At 36.4% G+C, this 16,675-nt stretch carries 9 protein-coding genes and 1 pseudogene; 5 read left to right on the top strand and 5 right to left on the bottom strand.

Annotated elements, in window-relative coordinates:
• Together E0H89_RS15720 and E0H89_RS15710 are read left to right on the top strand one after the other, a co-directional pair.
• Positions 1-159: pseudogene (locus E0H89_RS15720) on the top strand (ISNCY family transposase); the annotation flags it as partial.
• 513 nt (positions 160-672) lie between these two features.
• Positions 673-3,225 carry a bifunctional diguanylate cyclase/phosphodiesterase gene (locus E0H89_RS15710; RefSeq protein ID WP_131218360.1) on the top strand — a complete coding sequence of 851 codons (2,553 nt, stop codon included), beginning with the start codon at positions 673-675 and terminating at the stop codon, positions 3,223-3,225.
• A gap of 36 nt (positions 3,226-3,261) precedes the next feature.
• Here E0H89_RS15710 and E0H89_RS15705 read toward each other — a convergent pair whose 3' ends face one another.
• The 4 genes from E0H89_RS15705 to E0H89_RS15690 form a co-directional block, all read right to left on the bottom strand.
• Positions 3,262-4,827, bottom strand: a complete 1,566-nt coding sequence (locus tag E0H89_RS15705; RefSeq protein ID WP_131218358.1) for a sensor domain-containing diguanylate cyclase — start codon at positions 4,825-4,827, stop codon at positions 3,262-3,264.
• Positions 4,828-5,180: 353 nt separating this feature from the next.
• Entirely contained in the window at positions 5,181-6,881 is a 1,701-nt protein-coding gene (locus E0H89_RS15700) for an NAD-dependent malic enzyme (RefSeq protein WP_131218356.1), read from the bottom strand.
• Between the two features lie 324 nt (positions 6,882-7,205).
• A complete protein-coding gene (locus E0H89_RS15695; protein WP_131218354.1) occupies positions 7,206-7,706 on the bottom strand; it encodes a Dps family protein in 501 nt (166 codons plus the stop codon).
• A 1,277-nt stretch (positions 7,707-8,983) separates the two neighbouring features.
• Positions 8,984-10,153 carry a replication initiation protein gene (locus tag E0H89_RS15690; RefSeq protein ID WP_131218352.1) on the bottom strand — a complete coding sequence of 390 codons (1,170 nt, stop codon included), beginning with the start codon at positions 10,151-10,153 and terminating at the stop codon, positions 8,984-8,986.
• Positions 10,154-11,057: 904 nt separating this feature from the next.
• On the opposite strand from E0H89_RS15690, the gene E0H89_RS15685 reads away from it, so the two are divergent.
• The 3 genes from E0H89_RS15685 to E0H89_RS16800 all read left to right on the top strand — a co-directional run bounded on the left by E0H89_RS15685 (position 11,058) and on the right by E0H89_RS16800 (position 14,781).
• Positions 11,058-11,843: a ParA family protein gene (locus E0H89_RS15685; protein ID WP_131218350.1), complete on the top strand. Its 786-nt coding sequence runs from the start codon at positions 11,058-11,060 to the stop codon at positions 11,841-11,843.
• Between the two features lie 18 nt (positions 11,844-11,861).
• On the top strand, positions 11,862-12,776 hold the full coding sequence (locus E0H89_RS15680; RefSeq protein WP_131218348.1) for a ParB/RepB/Spo0J family partition protein: 915 nt from the start codon (positions 11,862-11,864) through the stop codon (positions 12,774-12,776).
• 1,741 nt (positions 12,777-14,517) lie between these two features.
• On the top strand, positions 14,518-14,781 hold the full coding sequence (locus tag E0H89_RS16800; protein WP_284702749.1) for a hypothetical protein: 264 nt from the start codon (positions 14,518-14,520) through the stop codon (positions 14,779-14,781).
• Positions 14,782-15,130: 349 nt separating this feature from the next.
• Here the strand turns inward: E0H89_RS16800 and E0H89_RS15670 are convergent, their stop codons facing one another.
• Complete coding sequence (locus E0H89_RS15670; RefSeq protein ID WP_131218347.1) at positions 15,131-16,585, bottom strand: amino acid permease; 1,455 nt, start codon at positions 16,583-16,585, stop codon at positions 15,131-15,133.
• Positions 16,586-16,675: the final 90 nt, after the last annotated feature.

The following is a 16,675-nucleotide window of genomic DNA, read 5'->3' as shown; positions in this document are numbered from 1 at the left end:
TTGGGGGCTGTTCTGAATCATATCCAACAGCAGCATGAAGAACTGGAACAACAAAACAAACGCAATCGTTCTCAAAAGATGCCAAGCAGACGTGCACAGAAAACAGCAATTCAACAGCGAAATCTGAATCCTGTGCTTGACTTGGAAATGTCCATATAGGACATTTCTATTTGGTTATTAGGTAGGACATTTCTACTTGGGAATAACAGAAAAAACTAGTCCAATATAACTGGCATTTTAGTGTCACATATAAATTTAAAACCGTTCCTAAAATAATGTTTTACAGCTTCTAAAATATTCATTGTAGGTTCAGATTTTGGCTGCCATAACCTGATTTTGGGCTGTAGTCTATTTTGACAAATTGTTATTAAATTTCTTGAATCTAGAAAAGAAGAAACTAAGTTGTCAAAATCTCTTAATTGATTTCATTTAATATAATTAACAAGTGCCTAAAAAATTGTCGCTATTCACCAAGGTATATGTCTGGCCTATGATGGTTTGTATCACTTGTATTAGTCTCTATATAAACATACAGATATTGTATATGAGGTTCATCACAACTTTGTTATATTATTTAAGTGAGATTGGTACTCAATCTTTGGATCTAATTTAAAGAATTTCAGTTGAGAATCTATCAAATATGAGTCATACCACTCAAGGATGGGATACTAGATGAGTCAGACAGCGAATTATTTGGATACTCAATCTATTTTTAATTTAATCGGGCAGCATGCCGACTTAACAGTCATCTTTGATACGGTCAGTCAATGGTTAGAAGCACGGATACCAGCGTCAATGGTATCCATTATGTTGTACTCAGAAGCTGAACAAACTTTAAATCTGATCAGTGGTAAACAACATTTTTCTGATCGTTATAAAGAAGCGATGAAGGATTTAAAAATAGGACCCGATGTGGGTGCATGTGGTGCCGCAGCTTTTTATCGAAAATTAATTATTTGTGAAAATTTAGCTACCCACCCAAACTGGTCTTCTTTTTTGCAGTTTATGCAGCAAGATCAACTCAATGCCTGTTGGTCGACACCTATTATTAATGCAAACGGAAAACTATATGGTACTTTTGGAACTTATTATTCCTCCTCTAAAATTCCGACCAAGATTGAAATTAAATTACTTCGTCATGCTGCATCACTCATTGCCTTAAGCATAGATTTAAATCAAGAACGTCAACATACTCTCGCATTGAATGATAAATATCGTTCTTTCTTTACTTATCATCCGGATACCATTTTTGAACATGATTTAAATGGGATTATTGTTGATAGCAATTTAGCCTCTAAAGAGTTGACCAAATTTAGTCTAGAACAAAGTAAAGGTTTACATTTTTCCCAGTTGGTTTGTCCTGAATATCTGGCGATAACACAAAGTGCTTTTCGGCAAGCTGTACAAGGTGCAGGACAACATCTTGAAATACAGGCGGTGAATAGTTTAGGAGAGAACTACTGGGTAGATCTGACTTATTTACCGATTAAACAGGCTCAACAGGTGGTTGGCATATTTAGTATCGCACGTAATATTACCGATCGGCGGGTAAGCGAAGAGTTGCTACATCTTCTTAAGCGCAGCGTGGATGCTAATCCTCATGGAATAATATTAACCGGAGCATCCGATGATCAGGCTATTGAGTATGTTAATCCTGCTTTCGAAAGTCTAACGGGTTATACAAAAGAAGAAATTTTGGGGAAAAATTGTCGTTTTTTACAAGGCGCCGATACCGATCCTGAAACGCTAAATAAAATCCGGGATGCGATTCAGCATCAGCAAGAAATTCAGGTCACCATCAAAAATTACCGCAAAAATGGCAGTTGGTTCTGGAATCAGCTGGTACTGGCTCCTGTGTTTGATGAGCAACAACGCTGTAAGCATTTTATTGGAATTCAGCAAGATATTACCCAGCAACGAGCAAATATAGAATATATAGCGCATCAACAAAATCACGATAGTTTAACCGGCTTAATGAATCATCATGCTTTTGAAAAAGTACTTGATGTGGCTTTTTCCATACAACATGATCGTCCTCAATCTTTAATTATTATGTATGTCGACCTAGATGATTTCCAACCTTTAAATCAAAGCTTGGGACATGTAGTAGGTGATGAACTGCTTATTGCTGTAGCCAATCGTTTACGGCATATTATTCCAGAGGAGGATTTAGTCGCTCATTTTTCAGGAGATGAATTTGCTATCCTGCTGAATAGATGTGAGGACCTAAAACAAGTTATCATGATGGCCGAAAAAATATTAAAAGGCTTATCTGTGCCTTTTGATATTCAAGGCAACAAAGTCCATATTAGTGCCAGTATTGGCATTGCAGACGATGATCCTCAGGTAGAAAAATCTAAACAATTGCTCCATCATGCTATTCATGCCATGAGCGAAGCAAAAAAAGAAGGGGGAAATACTTGGCATTGGTATGCTTTTAACTCTACCCTTACCCCTAAAATTGATTATGTGCTAATGCGCCATGAATTAATGGTCGCGTTAGAGGAAAAACAGTTCAGACTGGTTTATCAGCCGATTGTTAATGCCAGTACCGGACAGCTTAAAAGTGTTGAAGCACTCATCCGTTGGCAGCATCCTGAGAAAGGGATTATTTCTCCCGCAGACTTTATTCCTTTTGCCGAAAGAACTGGCCAAATTGTAGTGATTGGTCAATGGGTTTTACAACAAGCATGCCTGGATATGGTCGATTGGAATAACAAGCATGGGACTCATCTCAGTGTAGCAGTCAATCTTTCTCCCTTGCAATTTAGACGTAGTGGTTTTTTGCAAGAACTCCAGCAAACACTAGCAGAAACCCAGCTACCGCCTCGGTTGTTAAAAGTTGAGGTCACTGAAAGCATGTTAATTGCGGGTGCGGACCGCTCATTGGAAATTTTAAAAACAGTCCGAGAACTGGGTGTAAGAGTTTCAGTGGATGATTTTGGAACTGGATATTCCAGTCTGAGTTATCTACGAACTTTACCTATTGACGAGATAAAACTTGATCGTAGTTTTATTGAATATTTACCTGAAAATGAAAAAGATGGCGCTATTGTTGCGGCAATTATTGTTATGGCGCATAAACTGGGATTACAAGTGATTGCTGAAGGCATAGAAACTCAAGCTCAAGCTCAGTTTCTAAGAGAACATGAATGTGACCATTTTCAAGGCTACTATTTTGCTAAACCTGCTCCCCTTACCGAGCTCAAGCTGAGTTATGAGTAACTTAAATTATTATAAAAATGCATACCGTTCTATTCTCTAATAACAAATACAGTTACGGCCACTATTTTTAGCTTGGTAAAGCTTATTATCTGCCATTTTAAAAACTTCGGTTACATCGTGTGAGTGTTTAGGCCAAAATGCGATTCCAATCGAGATTGTAATCGGACCGATAGAATTAATGTTGCTTGATTCGATTGTTTTTCTTAAACGTTCCGCAGCATTGTAAGCTACCTTAGGATCTGAAGTGGTCATTAACACAATAAACTCCTCTCCTCCTACCCGACAACAAATGTCTTCGTCCCTAAAATTATTTTTCATAAAACTGGCCAGGGTTTTTAAAACAACATCCCCCTGATTATGACCATAGCTATCATTAATATTCTTAAAAAAATCAATATCAATTGCAAGAACAGCAAAATCTCTTCTTAAACTCACCACTTCTTTTAAGAAGAGTTGCATACCGCGTCGATTATACAAACCCGTCAACGGATCAGTATTTACATGTTGACGCAATTCGGTAATCTTTTCACTGAACACTTGTGAACTGAGGAGCAAAGACGTTCTAAATTTTAATACTTCAAAATACCAGGGATCCACTTGTCTGATTTTGTCTTGAATGTCTGGCTGATTAAGCATGCTGGCCATTTTAGCCAAACTATTTAAAGGTGAAGAAATAAAGCGTGACAAGCGCCAGACAATAAAAAATATAAAAAAATAAAAAATAAAAATGCCGACTGAAACTTTCAAAAGAATAGTATTGGCCTGTTTTAACAACTCTTCGGTCGGCTGCTGGGAAACTACAATCCAGTTCACACTCGGAATATATGCAAAACCTGCCAGATTTTCGACCCCACGACTATTGATTAAGCGGATATTCCCCATCCGGGTACGCACCATATAGTCTAGACCATTATTATTAATAATTTTTTCCCCAATTCTTGTCCGATCAGGGTGAAAAATAATTCGATTATCCTGATCAATCACATACATATAACTTTTTTTAAAGTCATACTCAGTGGAAAGCATGTGCTGAATCAGATTATTCTTTTGTAAATAAATCGTACCGCCAATCATGCCCTGGTAATTTTTATTTTGGTCATAAATAGGTTGAGAGAGGAGTACCACGAGATTATGTTTAACTGACCAATAAGGCGGAGAAATATAAGTTGTTTTATGCTTTAAGGATTCAGTAATTCCCACTGTCTTATATAAAATCTGGGTACTTAGATTCAAACTTTGCGGTGCAAAAGAGACGATTCTTCTTTGCTTATCAACAATTAATAGACTATTAAATTTGTGGGATTGATTTTTAAGCCGCTTTGCTTCTTCTTGGGTTAATTGGCGATTAGAAAAACTCTGTCCTAACAGGTCAGCACTATACTTTAACTCTTGGAGCATATCATCGAAATGCTGATCTGCGCTGGTGGCAACCTTTGAGGCATACTTTTCATTGACTGAGAGCGAGTTCTGAATGAGTTGATCTTTAATCACATAATTGAGAATACATATAGAAACAATAAACAAGCACGAAACACTGACAATAGTCGAAATCAGGATCAGCTTACGCAGATTTAATTTAAGGGCCAGGAGAATCTGTTTCAAAAACGCAGTCTCGTATTATTGTGTCCATGTTTACACTTTATAACATATTTGCAAAATGAGTTAATAAATTCATTTGTAATAAACTTAATTATTTATGTTTTTAATCACAAAAATATGAAAGTATTCATTACAATACTTAAAGAGAGGCTGATTCATCTGCTTTAGATTTTTAAATCTTAACCCTTTATTTCAATGCAATTTATATAACGATTCTAGACCACCATCTTATTTCATGTTCACTCAGCAGCTAAAATGAATGATGCTTTATTAAAAAAACCGAGCTATTTGTATAACTCGGTTTAATCTTAAAAAACAATCTATCTATAGTAACTTAAAGCGGTATTTACATCGAATCAGAATGTCACCCGCTTATAAGCACGGTAGGTTGGCTTCCAGAAATTTGCCTCGATTGCTTGAGTTAACAACTCATCAGAAATTACCGGTGCAACACCAGCCTCCATCGCTGCTTTAGCCACTTTGAAGGCAATAATTTTAGAAACCTGTTGTATTTCATTCAAATCAGGCAATAAATCCGCTTCTGGATTTTGTAACATAGGTGAACATGCGGCCAAGGTATTACTCGATGCTATTAGCATACTGTCGGTTACTCGAGTTGCACCTGAAGCAATTACCCCCAAACCAATACCAGGAAAAATATAAGAGTTATTACATTGCGAAATGTTGTAAATCTTGCCCTGATAATTTACAGGCGCAAATGGACTGCCGGTCGCAATGAGGGCTCTGCCTTCGGTCCATTGCAAAATATCTGCTGGCACAGCTTCAACTTGTGAAGTCGGATTGGATAGTGGCAAGACAATCGGACGTTCACAATTGGCAGCGAGCGTCTTAATGATCTCTTCAGTGAATAAACCGGATTGACCAGATACACCGATCAACACCGTTGGTTTGGCATTGTGTACCACATCCAATAAAGAGATGATTTCCTCTGCATTGCCCCAATGTGCCACATTTTCAGGTTTTTGCGCAAGCCTGCGTTGGAAGTCAAGCAAATTTGGCTGATTTTCAGTGATCAATCCAAAACGGTCAACCATATAAACCCGAGCACGCGCTTGGGCATCGATTAGACCTTCAGTCACCATTTGCGCCACGATTTGTTCCGCGATTCCACAACCCGCTGACCCTGCCCCCAAGAAAGCAATCGTCTGATCTTTTAGTTGTTTCCCTGCGGCATGCGAGGCTGCAATCAAACTGCCTACAGACACAGCAGCCGTACCTTGAATATCATCATTAAAACAACAGATTTGATCACGATATTTACTTAACAAAGGCATCGCATTTTTTTGGGCAAAATCTTCAAACTGAATCAGGGCTTTTGGCCAGCGGCGCTGAATGGCTGCAATCACATGGTCAACAAATTCATAATATTCATCGCCACTGATACGCGGTTGATTCCAACCCATATAAATAGGATCATTCAGTAACTGCTGATTATTGGTTCCGACATCTAAAGTAATCGGCAAGGTATAAGCCGGGCTTATTCCTCCACAGGCGGTATATAAAGACAGTTTTCCTATCGGAATGCCCATCCCGCCAATTCCTTGATCCCCCAAACCTAAAATACGTTCACCGTCAGTAATCACAATGACTTTGACATTCTTTTTATTCACGTTCTGTAAAATGTCATCAATATGTGCTCGGTCGGGATAAGAAATAAAAATCCCGCGATGCCGACGATAAATATCGGAAAAACGCTGACACGCTTCTCCTACTGTAGGTGTATAAATAATCGGCATCATTTCACTTAAATGATGTTCAATTAAATGATAAAACAGGGTTTCATTGGTGTCTTGAATATTACGCAGATAAATGTGCTTATTAATATCATCATTAAAAGCACAATACTGTTGATAGGAACGCTGGCTCTGCTCCTCAATGCTTTCAATTACATGAGGAATGAGGCCATATAAATTAAATTGACTACGTTCTTGTTCAGTAAATGCAGAGCCTTTGTTTAACAAGGGCAGTTCTAAAAGGGTATTACCCGCATAAGGAATATATAAAGGGTGCTTTTGAGCCAAATTCTCAGTTGTCATTTCCAATCTCATTTTCACGTATTGTCGATGGGATGCAAATAACAAATCCCATCTGACTAAAGTCTAGCTTAGCTCTATTTGCTAATGATTTGATATTTATAAGCGTGATAGCAATTTACAATTGATTTTATCAGTGAATAAAAAATAGGGCGTGAATAGACTTAAGTTGATAAACCCACTCACTTTACCCTATGCCTGATCCTAAACTGCGCTCTTCCTGTCAATCTCGGCGATGAGATATCAACAAAAGTTAAACATTCTCTTAAAGTAAACATAAGCTGTCTGCTCATGTTTATAAATAATGGGCAGACTAACGCTAATTTTCTACTCTTCTAAAAGACTTCTTAACATCCAAGCTGTCTTTTCATGCACATCAAGTCGCTGTGTTAACATATCTGCAGTGGGTTGATCATTTGCTTTTTCCACAATTGAAAAAATTCCTCTGGCGGTGCGTGCGACAGTTTCATGCGCATTGACTAAAAGCTTGACCATTTCTTGGGCTTTGGGTACACCCTCGACCTCTTTAATTGCGGTTAAAGACGCAAATTCTTTATAGGTTCCTGGAGCAGGAAATCCTAATGCACGAATTCTCTCTGCAATAACATCTAATGCATTCCATTGTTCAGTATATTGCGTCATAAACATAATGTGTAGACTGTTAAACTGAGGACCCGTCACATTCCAATGAAAATTATGTGTCATTAGATATAAGGTATAACTATCTGCGAGTAAGCGTGAAAGATCTTTGACAATTTGAGCACGATTCTCTTTAGAAATTCCAATATCTATCTCGCTTAGATTCACTTCTTGCTTAATCTTTCCCATTTTATAACTCCTGATAAATTTTTAATTTACATTTTTCCAGACCTGGGACAGCGATTCTTACTACTTGACGCGTCTGCCCTAGCAACAGCATGCACCTAAAAAAATTTAATTCCTTCGATAAAGTCTAGCCACTGCCTCTATATCCATCCTCTTATAGATAAATCGACTCTACTTTTAAAATCCGTAAAAAATTTGGTCGGTATCCCTACCATACCCTGTGCGTTCTCGCTTTTATAGGTGAGCATTGTTTTTAATACTGACCAATCATCCCTCATATGGCTTTGGTTGTTTTGCTTTTAAATAATGTTTTAGGAATTTAATTTATTAAGGTTCAATATTTTCTCCAGTCGGTTAACTATAAAAAAGCTGCTCTTTTCACTTAGTCTATAAATTTTTTTAGAAAAAATATGCTTCTTTATTTGGAGATTTAGCAAAAGATAAAGATTGAATTGTTTTGATTAAACCAGGTAGTAAGTAATGATAAGTTTTTTAGTCACGGGTTTAGTAATACCTAGGACACCACAGTGAACGTGAATGAAATAATGGTTTTTCTGGTTGAAAATATTCTTAAGGGAAATGGGATAACTCTTCCAAAGAGGATTATTGGCAAATGCACGTTGAAAGGGATAGATTGCCCGCGACTGAGCAAAATCCACTTTTTTTGAAGAAATAGTCCTATTACTTTAAGTTATTTATAATAATGATTCTCTATGGCTTTACCTACCATTCCGAATATGCTCCGTCCTTGGGATTAATAAATTTATAGCTTACTTAAAAAATAATGCCATTTTCGAGCTCTTTTTATTCTCCACCATATTTTTAAGCCGAGCTGATAAAGTAAAAATTAAAATATACTTAGGCTATTTAATAACTAAAAACAGCATGCCTTTTAATTTATTCACTATAAGGCATAGGCCCATTATCTTTCACTCAACTCACGAAAAATGACTTCTTCCCGCACTCTCAATTCTTTGGAAAAATTAACAAATTTTCACAGCACCTAAACTCCGAATATAATCTCAAAATTCACGTTCTTCTCATTATATGGTTTAAAGTATGGACAATAGTCTAAAGTGATTTATGTAGCTGTGGTAATGCTCTCTTGGTCGTTTAAACCACCTACACTTATTTTATAATACTGAAGTAATTTAGTTTAGCTCTTAATAGCCTCTTTCAGCAGCTGGTCTAATGGGTCGTTTCAATTCCGGTGATTGGATATCTAGCCTAACTTGAGTGGGATCGATTGCTAAAAAATGTGTAGTAAGTTGCTACACATTTTAAATAATCTCTTTTCCAAAAATTTCATTCAGACGTCCGCGATTTCCTTGAACAAAGTGAGGATCATTTTTTAGCTTATATTTCATCTCTTTTTTAAAATCATTCATGGATACGCCGGCCACAGCAAAATCCATTTGGAATATAATATCGTTCACAATGACGTTAGCTTGAGAATCGGTTAAACAGCCTTCAGTTTTGAACCACTTGCTGAACTGTTTATAATTCGGATCATTGGCATGAATATACCAAGATCTAACCGTCATATCGAATTTTGCCCCCAACTCTTTCACGATGGCATTATCGTCAAAATCTACATCCAGATAGATTTGAGTCTTTTCATTGCTCTGAGAACTAATAACCTCAGTATGTCTACTGGTAATTTTAAATCGGACCCCTACAATAGGTCGTCCTTTCTTGATGGTGTCATATTCTAGCTTTAGACTGGTTCTTTCATTAATTTCTTCAACAATTTTATCTAATACATAACGTCTGAAATCCACCCAACGATCATATTTCTTCTCCCCAATATCGGTTAATGCTTTGATATTTTCCAGTGACAGCTCAACTTCATATGAGTCCTGATGAGCGTACTTAAACTCATTTTTAATAAAATAGGAATATAGACTCATACTGGTCACTGAGTCTAAAGCAAATAAATCCTTCAGTTGATAGGTGGTGAAGTTACCGCTCGCCAAGCGGGTAAAATAAGGCAGCACTTCACTGGTAAAGCGAATTTGTAAGGCATTTTTGGCGTCATCTTCCCAACGCAACTCTCGGATAATCGGGACGACAGAGTGAACTTTTTTTACTTTTCGTTTGCTATCATCCAAAGGCTCTTCAATGACAAAATGGGCAACACGCGATGACAACTCTTTATAGATCCGGTCAATTGCAACATTAATCGAATTTTTTTTATCTAAACCCAGCAATTCGCCTAGGTCATCTTTATGCAAATAGATATAAGTTTGCTCGGTAATTTCTCGATCTTGATTATTTTTCTCACCGTAATTTGCAACCGCCATTGCATAAAGCAGTGCCTTATACTCATTGGATGAAAGTTCAATCGGTCGAATTAAGCGATTGCTGGTACTGACCACGCCATTATGTCGAATATTCCCAATACAATAAGGTAAATATTCTGTTTCTTGTTTTTCATTCAGCTTGTTCATAAGTGGAAAATAAAAGTACTTTTCTACATGTTATACACAAAAGTGGAATCCGATGCAAATTATCCACCCTTTTAACTAGATGCTATACAGAAATGAATAACAAACAATCAAAGCGAAAGCTAAGAGTGGAAGGCATGTCACTTTGTTTTGCTATTTGAAACACTTTTTAAACTTAAAGTGGAAAGATAAATAAATATTACACTTTTTAGTGACAAAGCTTCCACTTTTAGTATTTGTTAATCATTTTTAATGCGCTTGAAAAGCAAAAGAATACGCCGAATAAGCATTTAAAGTGGAAAGGATAAATTAAAATGCACCTTAAACGTGACAAACCTTCCACTTTTAGCTGATCTATAAATAAAAAAAGACAATATCCTTGATGAAATTACGAACAAACAAGTTATCCACAGTTTAAAAATATTAAAATGACAAGTCTTCCACCTTTAAAGCGAAATTAACTCACTTATCAACAGATTAACAGACTGTTTTTAAATAATTTTATAGTTTAAATTCAAACTTTATTTAAACTCGATGACAAGTCTTCCACTCTAGTGACAAGCCTTCCACCTTTCAGTGACATACCTTCCACCTTTCAGTGACAGACCTTCCACCTTTCAGTGACAGACCTTCCACCTTTCAGTGACAGACCTTCCACTTTTCAGTGACAAACCTTCCACTTTTAAAAATATAAGATATTGATTTTAAATAATAAAAAAGTGTTCTAATTATAATTAACTAATTATATAAATTAATACTAATTATAATTAGCTAGCTATATTGAATAAAAAAAAGAATGTGTTTGTTTTTTATTCAAGTTCAGACTATAACTTCAACGTAGCATAAAGAAGCTGTAGCAAGTTGCTACAAAGTTCTTTATATTACAATAACTCAAATGAGGTTTATTATGACAAGTAAGTCGACTAAAATCATTGCTGTGGCAAATCATAAAGGTGGTTGCGGAAAGACAACTACCGTAGTTCATCTGGCATCAGAATTGGCAGACTTGGGCAACAAAGTACTGGTGATTGATTTAGATCCCCAAGCTAATGCAAGTCTACATATCGGCTCCAGACATCCAAGTGAAGTTGAAACCACTTCAGCTGAATTGCTGGTAGGTGATTTAAGTTTGTTATCTGAAGCTTTAGAAGAAGAAACCAATTTCAAAAATGTTTCTTTAATTTATGGTTCACTCACTTTAGGTAAAACTGAAGACCAACTCAAAGATGATTCTCCAAGACCATCTGAAGAACTGGCTACTAAATTGGAACTGTTAAAAGGATTATATGATTTCATCCTAATTGACTGTCCTCCTAGCTTAAAACTTCTTACCAGTAATGCTTTAGCGGCATCAACACATGTCATGGTACCCATTGAATCAGGTTCACAATATGGCTTATACGGTGTGACTGACTTAATTAACCATTTAAGTAAAATAAGACGTGTTAATCCTGAATTAAAACTTTTAGGTGCTTTATTGATTAAACATGATGAACGTCAAAATGTATGTAAACTGATTAGAGAGGAAGCCTTAAGTCAGGTCGGTGAATTACTAAAAACCACAATTCCGATGAGTACCAAAGTGAATCAAGCCGCAATTTTGCAACAACCCTTATTGGCAGTAGATAAAAATGCTAAGGTTCGTAAAGCTTTTCAAGAATTAGCGAAAGAAATTATCAATCGTGTTGAATAAAAGCACTCTGAGAATATTATGGTAAGTACAAAAGAACTGTTAGCACAACGTCTTCAACAAAATACTCAAAAACATCAGCAAGCTCAGAAAGAGCATGTCAATGATGTGAAAGAATTACGTCGTAATGTACAAATTACAGATATTCAGCCTAGTCCCAATCAACCACGAAAGTTTTTTAATCAACAAGATATTGAAGACTTGGCAGCATCAATCGACGAAATTGGATTACTACAACCGATAGCAGTTCGACGTGTGCAGGATAAATATGAATTAATCGCCGGTGAACGACGGTTGAAAGCTCATCAAGTTCTGAATAAAAATACCATCGAAGTGATCGTCATAGATGCATCGGATGAAGAAGTGGCACTGTTAACTTTAGCGGAAAACTTAAAACGAGAAGACTTAACCGACTATGAAATCTATGTCGGCTTGAGTTCTCTGAATGAGAAACTAAAAAAGAACAAGCAAAAACTCGCAAAGTCCTTAGGTATGAACCGTGAAGATATGTATAAATATCTATCTTTCGAAAAATTACCTCAAGAACTGATTGCAGATTTAGAGCAACAACCGACTTTATTGGCACGTACGGCAGCTACCGCAGTAAAAAAGTTTCTCTCGGATTATGAAGCCAATTACAACAATGCTAAAAAAGCACTCTTAGAAGCTTGGGCGAAACTACTGAAAAAAGAAGTAGAACAAACCAAACTTGCATTATTGGCTGAAAAGATACTCAAGTCGACGGAAACAAAAGAGCCGATCAAAACCTCAATCGTGCACAAAATTGAATATGATGGAAAGGTCGCAGGAAATATCAAATTTGATCATAACACCTTAAAAGTGTCATTAAAGATGAGTGAATTTAATAATTACAACTTAAAAGAACTGGAAAGTTTGCTGAAAAAAATGCTGATCCAATCAAAAAAACAAGTGTAGCAACTTGCTACACTTGTTTTGAGCTAAAACCAACAGAGTAAGGTCGGGGATAGGGATTGAGATATACAAAATTCAAAAAATATCATCTCTAGAAAAAATCACTGGTTTCATAATTTTTAATCTACTTTGATCATATAGGTATGCCACCAAATTTAAATTTTTCTTATTATTCAAGAAAGATAGGAAGTTGAGTAAAAATAAAAAGTTGTGTAGAACTGTGCTGCATATGCTTCTGTTATCTCCTGAGAGGCTGATTTTAATAACTTACCCAGAGAACTCGAAATATAAAATAGTACGTTCTAAGCGTAAATAAAGGGAAAGTACTGGGCTGGTAAATATCAGGTTATTCTTGTGCAGAGGAATAAATAAACAGACGCTAAAATATCTGCAAATAAAAAAGTAAGAATGAAAAACAAAAGTTGATTACTTAGAAGAGTTTTTAAGTGTTTTCTAGTTTAGGTTCAAGTTTAATACTGCATTCCCTAAAGCTATTTCAGTTTAAGAGTGCCCTTTTAAACAAATAGCATTATAAAATGGAAAATTGACTGGTTTAGCTTTGAGGCATTTTAAAACTCTTAAGTTATCTAACTACAATCATCGAGACACATTTATTTCATCCTAAAGTTTTAGCTTTTGCACTTTATTCATTAAATTCATTAGCTTCTTAAACCACCTCGTAATTTAAGATTGAAACCCAACCTTGTACATCCTATGAGTTTCCTCTGGAGTAGATAGGTTGAAAGTGTAAGGAGGGGGGAATTGATTTTAAAAATATCTTTAGCGGTTCATCCCTTGGATACATTTAGAGATGTCTAGATCAGTAAAAGCTTTATACAGCTCTCCTCAATGATCATAGGGAAAAAATAATCCACAAATTTTGATTGGTTTATTTCTGTCAAATGTTTCAATTTTAATATTATAAAAAAGAATAGAAATGAACTAGAAGTTCCAATAAATAATGCCAAAAAAATCAGCAATAATAAATCCATTTATATCATCTGCATTTACTAAATCTGTTAATACTCAATGTAGAAGCTTTAGCAAGGAATGGGTTAAACTTCCAAGCCAGATTTAATCGTGCTTAAAATAATGTCATAACAGCTTCAGCTCTTCAGTTCATATTAAATAGCCTAAGTATTAATCAATTTTATTTAAACGAACTACAAATTGCGTTTCATAGATAAAATTAAGCCAAAAACATGGAAAAACTTTAGACAGAGAGCAGGATAGGGTGTCTATCTTACTGTTCTGATTTCTGTAAAATTTAAGTAGAGCTTGGTAATCTTTACCATCGATTACAAACTTAGACCTAATTCGCTACGCAAAAACTTGGCTATCTGATAGATTTTTCACTCAGAATTTCGCTCAATAACCTCCAATACCTGTTGGCATGTTTGGCTTGATTCAACTGAGCTTAAAGCCTTAAATCGTTTATTTAGCTTAGAGCTTGTTTAATTGCTGAAAAAATTTACTAATGCTTACCGTACTATTTCTAATTTCTGAAGCCATAAAAAGGGAGAACATATACAAAGCAAGATTTACTCCAGGAGGATTTGTTGCTTGAGTACTTGACGTAAAATCAAATACTGGAGTCAATTGCACAGAACCCATTTCCGTTCTTCAAATAGTCTTATCGCGTGTAGGCTTATTTTTATTGCCTAAAACAACATTAACGCTTTGTCTCAATATCACAGAAACACTTAAAACCGCATCTGGCTTAATCGATGATGTTTTTTAAAGCATGGTGTATATCTCAGATGCTCCTAGTATGGTTCAAGAATTAGAAAGTAGGGACTGTGGTTCGATTATATTTTTGGGTAGTTTAATTGGCGCGGAGTTAGGGATTTTGAACTCTCAGATGCTTTCAATTATTAAAGAAAGTGCCAAAGTTCAGCTATTGGTTGATAAGGGAGGAGATAATCCCAGAGATGCTGCTATCGCCATGGAGCGCGGTTGTGATGGGGTACGGATAATTAACCCGAGTGCATCAGCAAAAAATCCTTAACCCCCTATATGAATGACCTCTGCGCTGAAAAAACACTTCAAGCTGGAAAAGGTTTTTCTGGCTGAATATATGCCAAGAGCGAGTTCAGCTGAGACCGGCTATTTTTCTTTAATAAAATTTGAACAAATTTTAGGGGACAAATTTTTAGCCCTTTATTACTTAATTTTTAAGCATTAATTTATTATAAGTTAAATCTATTCTTAAGCATAAAATGGAATAGTTGAATAAATATAGAACTGACTATTTGACTTGTATGGAGGGGGGGAATATACGGAGGGTTGATTAGCTCTCCATATATTACCTCAAAAGCTATCCTTATTTTTAAAGAATTATCCTCTTAGTACACCTATTAAATATTGTCACTTAGATTTATCCTGTTTTCCGTGGTACTTTCCTTTTTGGCCGAGATTTTGCCCCAATTAAACTTTTGTGCACAAATTCCTAAGCCCACAATTAATAAAGCAAGAATACTGGTGTATACCACTTCCTTAAAGTAAGTTCCTTCAATCACCATCGTAATTAAAGCCCCAATAATAAAAAGGATAACCAGATAAGTCAGCCAAGGAAATAACCACATTTTAAATGGAATATCCTGTCCTTCTGCTTCCAGTTTTTTACGCAGCTTAAGCTGGGAAATCGCGATGGCAAGATAGACGTATAAAGATACGGTACCTGTAGCTAACATCAATACATCATAAATATTCATACTTTCGGTGGCGGTTAGATAAATCGCCACAAAAGAAAACAGGCTTGAAAAGATTACTCCCACCCATGGGCTGTTATTGCGGTTGGTTAAACCAAAACTCTTTGGTGCATCGCCACGTTTCGAGAGAGAATAGACCATGCGTGAACAGGTATAAAGTGCGGAGTTAAAGCAGCTACATACCGAGGTGAGGACTACAAAATTAACAATATGGCGCGCTTCCGGAATACCGAGTGCGCTAAGTGCCACGCTATAAGTTCCCCAAGTAGGATCTTTCAATAAAGGATTATTGTGCGGAATCAAGCAAACGGTAATCAGCATTGAGCCGACATAGAACAAAATGATCCGCCAGACAATAGAATTAGCGGCCTTACGGATTTCTTTGGCGGGATCTTTGGTTTCAGCTGCTGCAACGGTTACAATTTCTGCACCCATATAAGCAAACATTACTCCCAATAATGCTGTAATCACGGATGAAAAACCATTTGGCATAAATCCTTCAGCTGTTAGATGCGTCACACCGCCTAGCATAGATGCAGTACCCCAAGGCCAAAGGTGCATAATGGCCAAGCTACCAAACACTAGAAAGAGTACGATTGCAATGACTTTGATCAAGGCGAACCAGAATTCAAATTCACCAAAGTTTTTTACATCACGAAGGTTGACCCATACTAAAGCTACCGTAACCAAGAGCATATAGCCCCAGATCGGTATAAATGGGAACCAGCTATTTAAAATTTTACCTGCAACAAAGGCTTCCCAGCCCATGAGTAAGGTCCAGAAAGACCAGTATAGCCATCCGATTGAAAACCCAGCCCAACGACCAATACCACGATCTGCATAAGTTGAAAATGAACCGCTGTCGGGATTCAGTACCGCCATTTCCCCGAGCATGCGCATAATTAATAGAACCAGTAACCCGCCTAATGTATATGCAATCAGTGCAGCTGGCCCTGCAGAATAGATGACATTTCCAGAGCCGACAAAGAGTGCACCACCAATTACACCAGCAATTGAAATCATGGTGAGATGGCGTGACTTAAGTCCATTTTTTAAGCCGTTTGATGATTCGGACTTGGAGAAATGTTGATGTTCTGCCATATTATTTCCCTTAATATCAATAGCGTAGCGGCAATAAAATTCCTTATTTAGCGTACGCTATTCTATCCTTTGAAACTGTAACCGAATTCA

The sequence above is a fragment of the Acinetobacter sp. ANC 3781 genome (assembly GCF_004331285.1).
Taxonomy (GTDB): domain Bacteria; phylum Pseudomonadota; class Gammaproteobacteria; order Pseudomonadales; family Moraxellaceae; genus Acinetobacter.
The sequence above is the reverse complement of the archived record's forward strand: the minus strand, read 5'-3'. Positions and strand labels throughout refer to the sequence as shown.